The sequence below is a fragment of the Pseudomonas sp. KB_15 genome, assembly GCF_052114525.1.
GTDB lineage: Bacteria > Pseudomonadota > Gammaproteobacteria > Pseudomonadales > Pseudomonadaceae > Aquipseudomonas.
In genome coordinates, this window is sequence record NZ_JBFREX010000004.1 from 104,663 (window position 1) to 117,570 (window position 12,908).

At 62.5% G+C, this 12,908-nt stretch carries 13 protein-coding genes and 1 pseudogene; 6 read left to right on the top strand and 8 right to left on the bottom strand.

The features are described 5' to 3' along the window. Nucleotides 1–9 precede the first annotated feature (9 nt). Nucleotides 10–510: pseudogene (locus tag AB4Z35_RS07715) on the top strand (tRNA-(ms[2]io[6]A)-hydroxylase); the annotation flags it as partial. A 131-nt stretch (nt 511–641) separates the two neighbouring features. On the opposite strand, the gene AB4Z35_RS07720 reads toward AB4Z35_RS07715, so the two are convergent. Next, nucleotides 642–1,130 carry a GFA family protein gene (locus AB4Z35_RS07720; protein WP_442096539.1) on the bottom strand — a complete coding sequence of 163 codons (489 nt, stop codon included), beginning with the start codon at nt 1,128–1,130 and terminating at the stop codon, nt 642–644. 360 nt (nt 1,131–1,490) lie between these two features. On the opposite strand from AB4Z35_RS07720, the gene AB4Z35_RS07725 reads away from it, so the two are divergent. The 3 genes from AB4Z35_RS07725 (at nt 1,491) to AB4Z35_RS07735 (ending at nt 4,685) form a co-directional block, all read left to right on the top strand. Beyond that, a complete protein-coding gene (locus AB4Z35_RS07725) occupies nt 1,491–2,375 on the top strand; it encodes a LysR substrate-binding domain-containing protein (protein ID WP_008017542.1) in 885 nt (294 codons plus the stop codon). Nucleotides 2,376–2,475: 100 nt separating this feature from the next. Further along, the gene (aguA, locus tag AB4Z35_RS07730; RefSeq protein WP_008004605.1) at nt 2,476–3,585 is read left to right on the top strand and encodes an agmatine deiminase; all 1,110 of its coding nucleotides are present in this window, start codon (nt 2,476–2,478) and stop codon (nt 3,583–3,585) included. A gap of 2 nt (nt 3,586–3,587) precedes the next feature. Then, nucleotides 3,588–4,685: an extracellular solute-binding protein gene (locus AB4Z35_RS07735; RefSeq protein WP_442096540.1), complete on the top strand. Its 1,098-nt coding sequence runs from the start codon at nt 3,588–3,590 to the stop codon at nt 4,683–4,685. 114 nt (nt 4,686–4,799) lie between these two features. On the opposite strand, the gene AB4Z35_RS07740 is transcribed toward AB4Z35_RS07735, so the two are convergent. The 5 genes from AB4Z35_RS07740 to AB4Z35_RS07760 all read right to left on the bottom strand — a co-directional run bounded on the left by AB4Z35_RS07740 (nt 4,800) and on the right by AB4Z35_RS07760 (nt 9,165). After that, complete coding sequence (locus AB4Z35_RS07740; RefSeq protein ID WP_442096541.1) at nt 4,800–5,417, bottom strand: DNA-3-methyladenine glycosylase family protein; 618 nt, start codon at nt 5,415–5,417, stop codon at nt 4,800–4,802. Nucleotides 5,418–5,421: 4 nt separating this feature from the next. Beyond that, complete coding sequence (locus tag AB4Z35_RS07745) at nt 5,422–6,234, bottom strand: isocitrate lyase/PEP mutase family protein (RefSeq protein WP_442096542.1); 813 nt, start codon at nt 6,232–6,234, stop codon at nt 5,422–5,424. 34 nt (nt 6,235–6,268) lie between these two features. After that, the gene (locus AB4Z35_RS07750) at nt 6,269–7,351 is read right to left on the bottom strand and encodes a bifunctional transcriptional activator/DNA repair enzyme AdaA (protein WP_442096543.1); all 1,083 of its coding nucleotides are present in this window, start codon (nt 7,349–7,351) and stop codon (nt 6,269–6,271) included. Between the two features lie 205 nt (nt 7,352–7,556). Next, a complete protein-coding gene (locus AB4Z35_RS07755) occupies nt 7,557–8,177 on the bottom strand; it encodes a LysE family translocator (protein ID WP_442096544.1) in 621 nt (206 codons plus the stop codon). 91 nt (nt 8,178–8,268) lie between these two features. Beyond that, nucleotides 8,269–9,165 carry a DMT family transporter gene (locus tag AB4Z35_RS07760; RefSeq protein ID WP_442096545.1) on the bottom strand — a complete coding sequence of 299 codons (897 nt, stop codon included), beginning with the start codon at nt 9,163–9,165 and terminating at the stop codon, nt 8,269–8,271. A gap of 89 nt (nt 9,166–9,254) precedes the next feature. Here AB4Z35_RS07760 and AB4Z35_RS07765 point away from each other — a divergent pair, with 89 nt between their 5' ends. Together AB4Z35_RS07765 and AB4Z35_RS07770 are read left to right on the top strand one after the other, a co-directional pair. Beyond that, the gene (locus AB4Z35_RS07765; protein WP_442096546.1) at nt 9,255–10,586 is read left to right on the top strand and encodes an aminotransferase-like domain-containing protein; all 1,332 of its coding nucleotides are present in this window, start codon (nt 9,255–9,257) and stop codon (nt 10,584–10,586) included. A gap of 86 nt (nt 10,587–10,672) precedes the next feature. Next, nucleotides 10,673–11,260 carry a LysE family translocator gene (locus AB4Z35_RS07770; RefSeq protein ID WP_442096547.1) on the top strand — a complete coding sequence of 196 codons (588 nt, stop codon included), beginning with the start codon at nt 10,673–10,675 and terminating at the stop codon, nt 11,258–11,260. 222 nt (nt 11,261–11,482) lie between these two features. Here AB4Z35_RS07770 and AB4Z35_RS07775 read toward each other — a convergent pair whose 3' ends face one another. Together AB4Z35_RS07775 and AB4Z35_RS07780 are read right to left on the bottom strand one after the other, a co-directional pair. Next, nucleotides 11,483–12,316, bottom strand: a complete 834-nt coding sequence (locus AB4Z35_RS07775; protein WP_442096548.1) for an AraC family transcriptional regulator — start codon at nt 12,314–12,316, stop codon at nt 11,483–11,485. A gap of 33 nt (nt 12,317–12,349) precedes the next feature. Next, entirely contained in the window at nt 12,350–12,853 is a 504-nt protein-coding gene (locus AB4Z35_RS07780) for a VOC family protein (RefSeq protein ID WP_442096549.1), read from the bottom strand. Between the last annotated feature and the right edge of the window lie 55 nt (nt 12,854–12,908).

A 12,908-nucleotide genomic window follows, 5' to 3' on the forward strand; every position in this document is an offset into this window, starting at 1 on the left:
GATTATAGTGAATTCAAGGCCGCCAGCACCGCGTTGAGCCTGATCGCCAAGTACCACTCCCACGTCGATCTGATCAACATGATGTCGCGCCTGGCCCGGGAAGAGCTGGTGCACCACGAACAGGTCATGCGCCTGATGAAACGCCGCAAGATCGAACTGCGCCAGCTGTCTGCCGGGCGCTACGCGTCGGGGCTGCGCAAGGTGGTACGCAGTCACGAACCGGTGAAACTGGTGGACACATTGGTGGTAGGGGCGTTCATCGAGGCCCGCAGTTGCGAGCGTTTCGAAGCGCTGGTGCCGCATCTGGACGAAGAACTGGGCAAGTTCTATTTTGGTTTGCTCAAGAGCGAGGCCCGGCATTTCCAGGGTTACCTGAAACTGGCCTATCAATACGGTGACGCCAAGGACATCGCCCAGGTGATCGACAAGGTCCGCGCCGCCGAACAGGAACTGATCGAGTCGCCGGATGTGGAGTTCCGTTTTCACAGCGGTGTGCCTGCTGCGGCCTGAACATTCGATGGTGTTCTGGCGGACGCCTTCGCGAGCAAGCCCGCTCCCACATTCGACCGAGTTCTCAGATGGGAACACGGTCGAATGTGGGAGCGGGCTTGCTCGCGAAGGGGCCATCAGCAACACAAAAGCTAACGGCTCAAACCCAGGCGTTCATGCCATTGCGCGATGGACTCTTCGGGGTACACATCGAATTGTTTATCCCTCGGCTGTGCCCGGACCTCCACCCACGGCGCTTTCGAACCCAGCATCAGGTGCGTGTGCTCCGGCGGCACCGGCAGCGGCGTGTCGATGGCCGAGGCGAACGGGTGAATCAATTCCGGCCACTGCGGGCTGAACAGCCATAGACCCGAGCCGCAGACCGAGCAGAAATGCCGCTCGGCCGTGCTGCTGTGGGCATGTTTGTCACCTTCGTCCTTGAGCCGCGCGTGGTAGACCGCGATGTGTTTGCGCCCGCGCACCTTCAGGCTGGCAGCATCGCCACCGAGGTTGATCGCATAGCCGCCGCCACCCTGGGTCTTGCGGCAGATCGAGCAGTAGCAACGCTGGTAAGGGTAGGGGTGGGCGCTGGTCAAACTGAACGACACCGCGCCGCAATGGCAGGAACCTTCGAGTTGCATGGGAACCTCCGGCAGTCTTGAGCGTACCCGGGACAGCCTAGACTGTCGGTGCTATTGGACAGGCACCAGAATCGCGTCGCCGGTCGCCACCGGTTTCAGTTTGAGTGTTCAACACGCGCCGGGTGCGGGGGAGTGTCATCGTTGATCAGCAAGCGTGATAGGCCGTTGGATGGCTGGTGAATGGTCTGCCCTCATCGCGGGCAAGCCCGCTCCCACAGGTTTTGCGGTAATACAAAAGGTTGTGTTTACCACCGCTCACTGTGGGAGCTGGCTTGCCTGCGATGAACGATAACGCGGTCCCACTGGACGCCCGCTAAAGGCCAAGTCAGCATGAGCCCCTCGAAACCGGGACATGACCTGATGCGACGATTACCTTCCCTGGCAGCTCTGCGAACCTTCGAATGCGCCGCCCGCCACGCCCATTTCGGTCGGGCGGCGGCTGAGTTGTGTGTCACCGACAGCGCGGTCAGCCATCAGATTCGCCAACTCGAAGAGCAACTCGGTGTGTCGCTGTTCGTGCGCGAAGGCCGCCAGATTCGCCCGACCCTGGCGGCGGGGCGCCTGATGCAGAGCTTGCAGCAGGCTTTCGAACTGATTGGCGATGCCTGCGATGAACTGCGCGACCCTTCATCCCTGGCGGTGTTACGTCTGGCGGTCACCGCGGAGCTGGCACAAAAGTGGCTGATGAGTCGTCTCACGGATTTCTACGCGCGCTATCCGCACATCACCCTGCACCTGTACGAACAACCGATCGACGCCACGGCGCCGGGGGAAGACATCGACCTGGCGATCACCTACGGCACYGGCCCGGTGGACAGCACCGCGTATTTCGTCCGGCCGCTGCCGGCGTTGCAGTTCTTCCCGGTGTGCAGCCCCGGCCTGTTCAACCAGGGCACCCTGAAAACTCCGAAGGACCTGGCCCGCCATTGCCTGCTGCACGACGACCAGGACGGCAAGACCTGGACCGCGTGGCTCACCAGTCATGCCGGCGATCAGCGCCCCGACCGGCAGCTGTATTTTGCTCATGCCGGGCTGGCGCTGGAAGCTGCCGCGCAAGGGCAGGGCGTGGCCATGGGGGACAACCTGACGGCCCAGGAAGATTTGCTCAGTGGTCGGCTGGTACGGCCGTTTACGTCGAGCATGACCGCCCTGGGCCAATACGCGCTGGTGTGCGAACGGGTGCGGCTGGAGCGTCCGGCGGTGGCGCAGATGCTGGAATGGTTCAACGATCAGTTGCTCGATTGATGAGTTGAATTCAAGTATTCCGAAATAATCGTCGTTGGCGAGCCAGCCGCCAACGCCCTTAGCCTGTGGTCATTCCAATCCCTGCCGAAGAGGTTTGACCATGGCGCGTTTGCTCGACACCACTCCCAAACAGGACGGTTTCCGTCTGCCCGGCGAATTCGAAGCCAAGTCCGGTTGCTGGCTCGGCTGGCCGGAGCGCACTGACGTCTGGCGCAACGGTGCCAAGCCGGCGCAGAAAGTCTGGGTGCAGATCGTCACCGCCATTTCCATGAGCGAGCCGGTCACCGTGTGCGCCTCGGCGGCACAGTTTGCCACCGCGCGCCGGCAGTTGCCGCCGCAAGTGCGTGTGGTGGAAATGACCTGCAACGACACCTGGTTCCGCGACAGCGGCCCGTGTTTTGTGGTCAACGATCGGAGCGGCGAAGTGCGTGGCGTCGACTTCGAATTCAATGCCTACGGCGGGCTCGACGGTGGCCTCTACTACCCGTGGGACAAGGACGACCAGATCGCCAGCAAAATCCTCGAAATCGAACGCTTCGACCGCTATCGTGCGCCGTTGATCGCCGAGCTTGGCGGCATCCAGAGCGATGGCCAGGGCAGCATCCTGACCACCGAGCAGTGTTTGCTCAACCGCAACCGCAACCAGCATCTGGGCAAGGACGAAGTCACCCGCCGCCTGACCGACTACCTCGGTGCCGAGCAAGTCATCTGGTTGCCACGGGGCTGCAAGTTCGACGAAACCGACGGTCATGTCGACGACCTCGCGTGCTTCGTGCGTCCTGGCGAAGTGGTGTTGCAATGGACCGACAATCGCGATGACCCGCAGTGGGAAATCTATCAGGAGGCCTACGACATCCTGCGCAGCACCCGCGACAGTCGTGGCCGCGAGTTGATCGTGCACAAGCTGCCGCAACCGGATGTGCTGGAGTGGACGGCCGAAGAAGCCGAAGGGCTGGACCAGCAGGACAGCACCCATACCCGTCAGGCCGGGACGAAAATCTGCGCGTCGTACATCAATTACTACGCCGGCAACAGAACCATCGTGGTGCCGCTGTTTGGTGATCGTAACGACAAAGTGGCGCAGGCGACCCTGGCCGAGCTGTTCCCTGAACACAACATCGTCGGCATCGAAAACTCCCGGGAAATCCTCCTCGGCGGCGGTAACGTCGCGTGCATCACCATGCCACAGTACGCTGGCAAAGGAGTGTGAAAGTGGGCCTGCACAAACTGACTCAAGTAATACTGCTGGTGCTTGCACCCCTGTGTGTGCAGGCCGCCGATACCGCCAAACCGGTGGTCAATCTGTACATCTGGGGCGAGTACCTGGCCCCGGACACCTTGAAGAACTTCGAGGCGAAARCCGGCATCCACGTGGTGGCCGACCACTTCGACTCCCTGGAAACCGTCGAGACCAAGCTGCTGACTGGCCGCAGTGGTTACGACCTGGTGCTGACGGCGGGGCAGCATCTGTCCCGAGCCATCGAGAGTGGCGCGGTGCAGGCGATCGACAAGCAGCAACTGCCGCACTTTGCCGGCGTCGGCGAGGAGTTCCGCCAGCACATGGCGGTGTTCGATCCGGGCAACCGTTATGCCGGGATCTACGCCTGGGGCACCACCGGTGTGGGCTATCAGGAGGAGGCAGTCAAGAAGCGCCTGCCCGACGCAGCGACAGACAGTTGGGCAATGCTTTTCGATCCGGCCGTGGTCTCGAAGTTCGCCGATTGCGGGGTCAGCCTGCTCAACGATCCCAACGAAGTGTTTGCGGCGGTCATGAAGTACATGGGCCTGGACATCAACCGCCAGAACCTCGATGACCTGAAGCTGGCCGAGCAGCAACTGGCGAAGATTCGTCCGTACATTCGCTACTTCGACAACGACCTGAACATCAGCGACCTGGCCAACGGCAATACCTGCGTGGCGATGTCGTGGAACGGCAACGTGGGCATCGCGGCGGGCCAGGCAGAGGCGGCGAACAAACCGTACTCACTGAAATATCGCATTCCGAAAGAGGGCACGTTGATCTGGTTCGATGCCATGGTCATTCCCAGGGATGCGCCGCATCCGAAGGCCGGCCTGGCGTTGATGGACTACCTGATGACCGCGCAAGTGATCGCGCCGATCACCGACACCATCCATTACGCCAATGCGATTACGGCGGCGGACGACTTGATCGATCCGGCGATTCGCAATGATCCGGGGACGTACCCGACGGCCGCGGTCAGGGCTTCGCTTTACAGCAAGAATGACAATGGCAAGGCGTTCAACCGGGCTTTGATTCGGGCGTTCAGTCGGTTGAAGTCGGGGTTGTGATCAGTTTCGGGTGATGTATTGACTGGGCTGACGCCTTCGCGAGCAAGCCCGCTCCCACAAGGATCACGCGAACCTTGTGGGAGCGGGCTTGCTCGCGAAGAACGATAACGCGGTCTACCGCCCGGGCACCCGCCACAAATACCAGGAGGCCACCGTCCGATACGGGCTCCACACCGACCCGATCTCGATCATCTGCTTGCGCGTCGGCTGCACCTGAAGCCCCTTGAGCCGTCGATAACCCTCACGCACGCCAAAGTCGTCGGCCGGCAGGATATCCGGGCGCTCCAGGCTGTAGATCAGCAGCATCTCCACGGTCCAGCGCCCCACACCGCGCAACGTGATCAAACGCTCGATCAGCGCTTCATCGTCCATGGCCAGGGCCGTGGCGTAATCGGGCACCACGCCGTCCAGCGACGCCTGGGCGATGCCTTGAATGGTGGTGATCTTGCTCGCAGAGAACCCGCAACTGCGCAGTTGGTCGAAATCGGTCGCGACGATCTGTTCAGGCCGGGGAAACGAACCCGAACCGAACAGCGCCAGCAGCCGGCCGACAATCGCATCGCCGGCCTTGGCGTGCAGTTGCTGATAGGCAATCGCCCGTACCAGCGACTCATACGGATCACGCGCCGCATGTGGCTGGTGCAGGCACGGGCCGATGGCGTCGATGTGGCGGCGCCAGTCGTCATCGATGGCGGCCAGGAACTCACTGGCCGCCAGATAGCCGTCGGACATGGGCTCAGGCTTTCCCGGACGGATTCAACAGGGCGTTCACTTCGCCATAGGTGAAGGCCTTCAGGTTGTGGGTGTCGAGCTTGCCGGTTTGCAGAAAGCTTTGGGCAATGCCGGCCATGGCGCCGTAGAGGAATTCGGCGATGCCCGAACCGGCGGTCAGGCGGCGTACGCCGAGCGCTTCAAGCGCCTCGGGCGACGGCAGGCCCGGGAACCCCAGCACATTCAGCGGCAGCGAGGTGCCCTGGCACAGCGCCTTGATCTCGTACTCGGCGGTTACGCCCGCCGCAAACAGGCCATTGGCACCAGCCGCCTGATACAGCGCAGCGCGCCTGAGGGTTTCCGCGACGCGATCTTCGGCAGGCACCAGGCCCCGCAGGTACACATCGGTGCGCGCATTGATAAACAGGTTCACGTTGCGGCGATCGGCCACCTGGCGGGCGGTTTCAATCTTGCGTACCAGCAGCTCCGGCGGCGAGGAGCCGTCCTCGATATTGATCCCGACAGCGCCTGCGGCGATCACGGCGTCAACTACCTGTGCCACCCGCTCCAGATCGTCGGAGTAACCGGCCTCGATGTCCACGGTCAGCGGCACCGAAATGACCCGGGCAATCGACTCGACCGTCGAGACCAGGCGCTCAAGGGGCAGGGTGTTGCCATCGGGGTAACCATGCATCCAGGCCACCGCCGCGCTGCTGGTGGCCACGGCCTTGTTGCCCAGTTGCTCCACCAGTCGCGCCCCGGCGGCATCGGCGACGTTGGTGAGAATCAGCAAGCCATCGTGATGCAGTTGGTGCAGTTGATTGTCGAGCCTGTCCATCGAGTTTCCTTCCTTATGAAAAACCTGTGGGGGATCAGAACGCCAATTGCTCAGTGAGCTGCACCTCTGCGTTTTCCAGCCTGAGCAGAAACGCCTTGCGCGGCTGGCCTCCAGCGTAGCCGGTCAACGAGCCGTCGGCACCGATCACCCGGTGGCACGGCACGACAATCGATAAGCGGTTATGCCCGTTGGCCAGGCCCACCGCCCGGCTGGCACCGGGCTTGCCCAGAATCGCCGCGATGGTGCCGTAGGTGGTGGTCCGGCCGTAGGGGATTTTCGCCAGTTCGGCCCAGACCTGACGGGAGAACTCGCTACCGGGCATGTGCAGGGCCACGCTGAACTCAGTGAGCGTGCCGGCAAAATACGCGGACAATTGCTCTTCGATCTGCTGCAAATGCGCGTTGTGCCCCGGCGCCACGGCATAACCAAAACGGTTTTGCAGCGCTTCGACCGCCGGATTCAGCGATGGCTGATCGAGAAACTCCAGCAGTACCAGCCCACGCCGTTCGGCCATGGCGATCATCGGCCCCAGCGGCGTGGTCAGGCGCGTGAACAACAACGGCTCGCTGTTGGCCGCGCGGCCCGGTGTGATGTGAAACGACTTCTGAAAGGCATCGCGAAAACCGCTCAGGGACTCGTAGCCGGAGTCGAATGCGGCGGCGTCGATGGAGTCGCCCTGCTTGATCCCGCCCAAGGCCATGCCCAGGCGCCGGGCGCGCAGCCACGCGTGGAAGGTCATGCCGAAATGCTGCTTGAACCAGCGACGCAGTTTCAGTGGCTCGATGCCTTCGGCCAGTAGCTGGGCGTCGGTCCAGCGCTGCTCAGGGTCGGCGTCTACCGACTTGAACAGTTTCTGCACCCAGTCCGGTGCGCTGGCGGCGGTGTCCAGCGGTTTGCAGCGCAGGCAGGCGCGATAGCCCGCCGCCAGGCATTGTTCGGCGTTGGCAAAGAACTCGACATTTTCCGGCTTCGGGCTGCGGGCGGTGCAACCGGGACGGCAGAAAATGCCCGTGGTCTTGACCGCCGTGAAAAACACCCCCTCGTAGGAGGTGTCTCGCTCGAGCATGGCGCGGACCATCTCGGCACGGGGCGGAAGCAGCGTTTTTTGTAGGTTCATGGGCGCAGCATAGATCGCGGCATGGGCGACCTCCACCGGAAAATCGACAGCGAATTCCGCTCCTTTGAACACTGCGGACCAATGTGGGAGCGAGCTTGCTCGCGATGGCGGTGTATCAGGTAGCATCAATGTTGAATGTGAGGCAGCTATCGTCGGAACGCCGCCCGGACCAAGCCCGCTCCCACATTAAGCAAGTGCAAATCCCTCAGGCGCGGCGCGCCATCAGCAACACCGAAGCCGCCGCCGACAGCAACCCGGCGCAGCAGCGATTGAATATCCGCTTGCCCGACGGCCTGGCGAACCAGCGACGCATGTGCAAACCCATGTAGGCATAGGCACCAATCGCGATCCACTCCAGCACCAGAAACAACGCCCCCAACACCACGAACTGTGGCGCAATGGCGTGGGTCGAGTCGACGAATTGCGGCAGGAACGCGGTGAAAATCAGAATCGCCTTGGGGTTGCCGGCCGCTACCAGGAATTCCTGCCGGGCCAGTGCCAGCGTGCCCACGGGCGCTGTGCTGACCAGGTTTTCGACGCCGGGATCGGCGCGCCACAATTGCCAGGCGAGGTAGAACAGGTAGGCCGCGCCGAGGATCTTGATGGCGTAGAACAGCAGCTCAGAGGTTTGCAGCACCACCGCCAGCCCCGCCGAGGCGAGGGCAATCATCCCGGCGAACGCCAGCAACCGGCCGATACCGGCCACGCACGCGGTGCGGTAGCCATAGCGGGTCGAATTGCTGACCGACAGCAGGTTGTTGGGGCCGGGAGCCATGTTGAGGGCGAAGCAGGCCGGCARAAACAGGGTGAGGGTGGCGAGGTCCATGGTGGGCTCCTGAAGCAAGAGCGCTATTTTTATCACAGCTCACCGGTGGCCAGACCCATACAGTCATGGGTCTAAACCACCGTACCAGGGATTATTTGGCGAACTTTCTCGCCCCGGCGACGCAGAGGATCACGGCAACGGTGACACCCAGCATGCCGACACTGACATGTTCATGCAGCAGGGTGGCGGCCAGGGTCAGCCCGAAAAACGGCTGAAGCAGCTGCAATTGCCCAACGGCGGCGATGCCCCCTTGGGCCAGCCCGCGATACCAGAACACGAAACCGATCAGCATGCTGAACAGCGAGACGTAGGCCAGGCTGAACCAGGCCGGCGTGCTGATGCCGGTGAACGAAGCCGGCATGCGCATCCAGCTGAGCACCGCCACGACCGGCAGCGACAGCACCAGCGCCCAGCTGATCACCTGCCAGCCACCGAGCGTGCGCGACAGTTTCGCGCCTTCGGCATAACCCAGGCCGCAGGCGAGGATGGCCAGCAGCATCAGAATGTCGCCTTGGGGGGAAGCGGTCAGCCCTTGCGACAGGGCAAACCCGACCACCAGCAGACTGCCCAGCACCGAGAAAATCCAGAACGCCGCCCGTGGCCGCTCGCCGCCGCGCAGGACGCCGAACACCGCAGTCGCCAGGGGCAACAGGCCGACGAAGACGATGGAGTGCGCGGACGTCACGTATTGCAGCGCCAGCGCGGTCAACAGGGGGAACCCGATAACCACGCCCAGGGCCACGATGGTCAGCGGTATCAGTTGCTGGCGCGCCGGACGTTTTTCCTTGAATAACCCCAGCAGGCACAGCGCCAGGACCGCCGCGATGGTGGCGCGCGCGACCGTCAGGAACACCGGGTCGAACTCCAGCACCGCCACCCGTGTTGCCGGCAGCGAGCCGCTGAAAATCACCACGCCGATCAGGCCATTGATCCAGCCGCTGGTGCTGTTTTCCAGTGTCCGGGTTTGCAGGTTCGAAGTCCGTTCCATTTGGCTCACGCTCATTGTCTGATTGCACGAAACTCATCGTATGAGCGACTATCGATACAATCAAAAAATTGTCATGGATACATCTCGACATGCCTCGATCCCGCTACAAGACGCTGGTGGATGCCTTTGCCGCGGACATCCGTTCCGGGCGTTTGCCGCCTGGCACGCGCCTGCCGACTCATCGCCAACTGGCCACAGAGCACGGGTTGGCACTGGTCACCGCCAGCCGGGTGTATGCCGAGCTGGAGGGCATGGGCCTGGTCAGCGGCGAAACCGGACGCGGGACCTTTGTCAGGGAAACCTCGCTGCCGCCGGGGCAGGGCATCTCGCAGCACGTGGTGGCGGCGGGGATGCTTGACCTGAACTTCAACTACCCGTCATTGCCCGGTCAGGCCGACCTGCTGCGCACTGCCTTGCGTCAACTGGCGTTGTCCGGAGATCTGGAGGCGCTCCTGCGCTATCAGCCCCACGCGGGGCGCTTGCATGAGCGGGCCTCGGTCGCGCGCCATCTGCTCGAGCGCGGGCTGAACGTGGCGGCCGGGCAGGTGTTGATCGTCAGCGGCGCCCAGCATGGCCTGGCGGTGACGATGATGACGCTGCTCAAGCCCGGCGATGTGATTGCCGCTGATGCGCTGACCTATCCCGGTTTCAAGACGCTGGCCGAAACCCTGCATCTGGAAATCTTGCCCATTCCGGTCACGGATACCGGGCCTGATCTGACCGCCCTGGCAAAACTCTGCCGCAGCCGATCGGTGCGGGCCGTTTATTCGATGCCAACCTTGCATAACCCACTTGGCTGGGTGATGGACGCCGATCAGCGCGAGCAACTGGTGGCGATAGCACGCCAGCATGACCTGACGATCATCGAGGACGCCGCCTATGCGTTCCTGGCCGAAAACGTACCGCCACCGTTGGCCGAGCTGGCGCCGGAGAGGACGGTGTACGTGTCCGGTCTGTCGAAGAATGTCGCTACCGGGTTGCGCGTCGGTTTCATCGCCGCACCCGCGCAATGGATCGCCGCCTTCGAGCGCACCATCATGGCGACCACCTGGAACACCCCCGGCGTGATGACCGCCATCGCCACGGCCTGGCTCGACGACGGCACCGTCATCCAGCTGGAGTCGCAAAAACGTGCGGACGCCCAGGCCAGGCAAGCCCTGGCCCGCGAAGTACTGGCGGGGCTCAGGACCATCAGTCACCCGAATTCCTACTTCATCTGGTTGCCGTTGGCGGAAGACGCCCGGGCCGACCAGATCGCCATGGCACTGATGCGCGAGCAGGTGTCGGTGTCGCCGGCCGAGCCCTTTGCAATTTCCGCCCATGTGCCGCACGCGATACGCCTGGCGTTGGGCTCGGTGGACATGGACTCACTGCGCATTGCGTTGACCAAAGTGAAAAGTGTCGTGGGTTACTACTCATAGCGATGCAGGGCAGTTTTATTCAATACGCGAGCCGCTCGGCTCTTTACCTTGAGGGCCTTGTTCAACTCGATGGAAGAAGGTGTGCAATGAGTCTGATGATGTCCATGGCGGCGTTTGCGCTGGTCGCTTCCATCACGCCGGGGCCGGTCAACATTGTGGCGTTGAGCTCCGGCGCGCGGTTCGGCTTCAGGGCCAGCCAGCGTCACGTGGCCGGGGCCACGCTGGGGTTTGTCTTGCTGTTGGTTCTGATGGGGTTGGGCCTGCATGAGCTGTTGCAACAGTGGCCGGTGCTGACGCAGGGGGTGCAATGGGCGGGCGTAGCCTTTCTGTTGTACATGGCCTTCAAGCTGGCAGCCGACAATGGGCAGGTGCAAGCCAGCGAATCGGCGCAAGCCCCGTCGATGCTGTATGGCGCCATCATGCAATGGCTCAACCCCAAGGCCTGGCTGGCCTGCGTGGCCGGCATGGGCGCGTTTGTCGCCGATGGCGAGGCGCGCCTGGTCTGGCAATTCGCCGCGATTTATCTGGTGATCTGCTATGCGTCGGTCGGTTGCTGGGCTTATGCCGGGACGTTTCTGCGTGGTTTCCTGAACAACCCGGCCGGCATGCGCCTGTTCAATCGCGTCATGGCGTTGCTGCTGGTGGTGAGCGCGGTGTACCTGTTGTTGCCGTAACTGCAATCACAGCAGGTTTTGTGGCGAGAGAGCATTCTGTGGCGAGGGGCTTGCCCCCGTTGGGCTGCGAAGCGGCCCCCGGCGTTCTTTCAGACATACACTGCATGCAGGATTTACGACGGCTGCGCCGCCGAACGGGGCGGTGCGGCGGTCCGACAAGCCCCCTCGCCACAGGGGAGAGTCAGATTCAAGAGCATCTTTGCCAGGAGGTATTGTGTTGCCTCACCCCCGATACTGCCCCGGCGTCGCCGCCAAATGCTGTTTGAATGCCCGTTGAAAATGCGCCTGATCGGCGAACCCCGCTTCCAGTGCCACGTCCGCAATCAGCTTGCCGCTGCGCAATTGATCCTGGGCGAACTGGATGCGCCGGTTCACCAGGAACGCGTGGGGCGTCATGCCGTAATGCTGTTTGAAGGCGCGGATCAGGTAGGACGGCGACAGTTGCGCCGCCTCGCATATGTCTTCGAGCTTGAGGGTTTGCGTGCAGTGGTCGCGGATGTAATCGGCAGCACGCTCCAGCTTGAAGTTGGGTTCGCGCAGCGGCTGATCGACCGGGTTGAGTCGTAGCTGAACCTCGGTAAAGAACTCCACGGCCACGCTGTGTTTGCGCAGCACGTCTTGCTGTGGATCGACCAGTACCTCAAACAAGCCCGCGAGGCCGGCAAACAGCTGGGCGTCCCGGGTGTGGGTCAGCGAAAAGCGGCGAAAGGCCGCGTCATCGCTGAACCCGAGCTGATGCTGCAAATCGGTCAGCCACGGCGTGTCGACGTACAGCATCAGGTACGACCAGGGTTGGTCTTCGATCGGGTTGCAGGCGTGGACATCGCCGGGGTTCATCAGCACGACCGTGCCGACGCTGACCTCGAATGCTGACTGCTCATGGAGATAGGTGCTGCGCCCGGCGGTGATCGCCCCGATGGAAAAGTGCTCGTGGGCGTGCCGGGTGTAGCAGACTTCGCGCCCGTCGGCGATGGAGCGGGCTTCGATGAAGGGCAGGGCATCATCGCGCCAGAAGCGCGGGGCCTTGTCGGCGTTTTTGGCAACGGCGTGCTTCATGCTCACTCCTCGGCAGGTCAGCGTCCGAGTGTATTAGCTCTCGCCGTCAAACGCGCGCTGCAACGTCGCAATATCGAGTTTTTTCATCTGCATCATCGCCTGCATGGCCCGTTGGGATTTTTTCGTGTCGGGGTCTTTGATCATGTCCATCATTGCGACGGGGACGATCTGCCACGACAGCCCGAACTTGTCCTTGAGCCAACCGCATTGCTGGGCCTCGGGCGCACCACCGGCCGACAGGTTGCCCCAGTAATGGTCGACTTCTTCCTGGGACAGACAATTGACCTGAAATGAAACCGCTTCACTGAACTTGAACATCGGCCCGCCGTTGAGGCCGGTGAAACTCTGCCCGTCAAGCTCGAAGCTGACGGTCATGACCGAACCTTCAGGCCGGCCGTGGAACTCGAAACCGGCGTGGCCGTAATAGGTGAGGGCAGTGATTTTCGAATGGTCGAAGATCGAGCAATAGAATTTCGCCGCCGCTTCGGCCTGATCGTCGAACCACAGGCAGGGCGTGAGTTTTTGTACGCGTTGCATGGTGCCAACTCCTCTGCAGATTGCGCATGTTCCGGACTTTCAGCGTAGTCAGCCT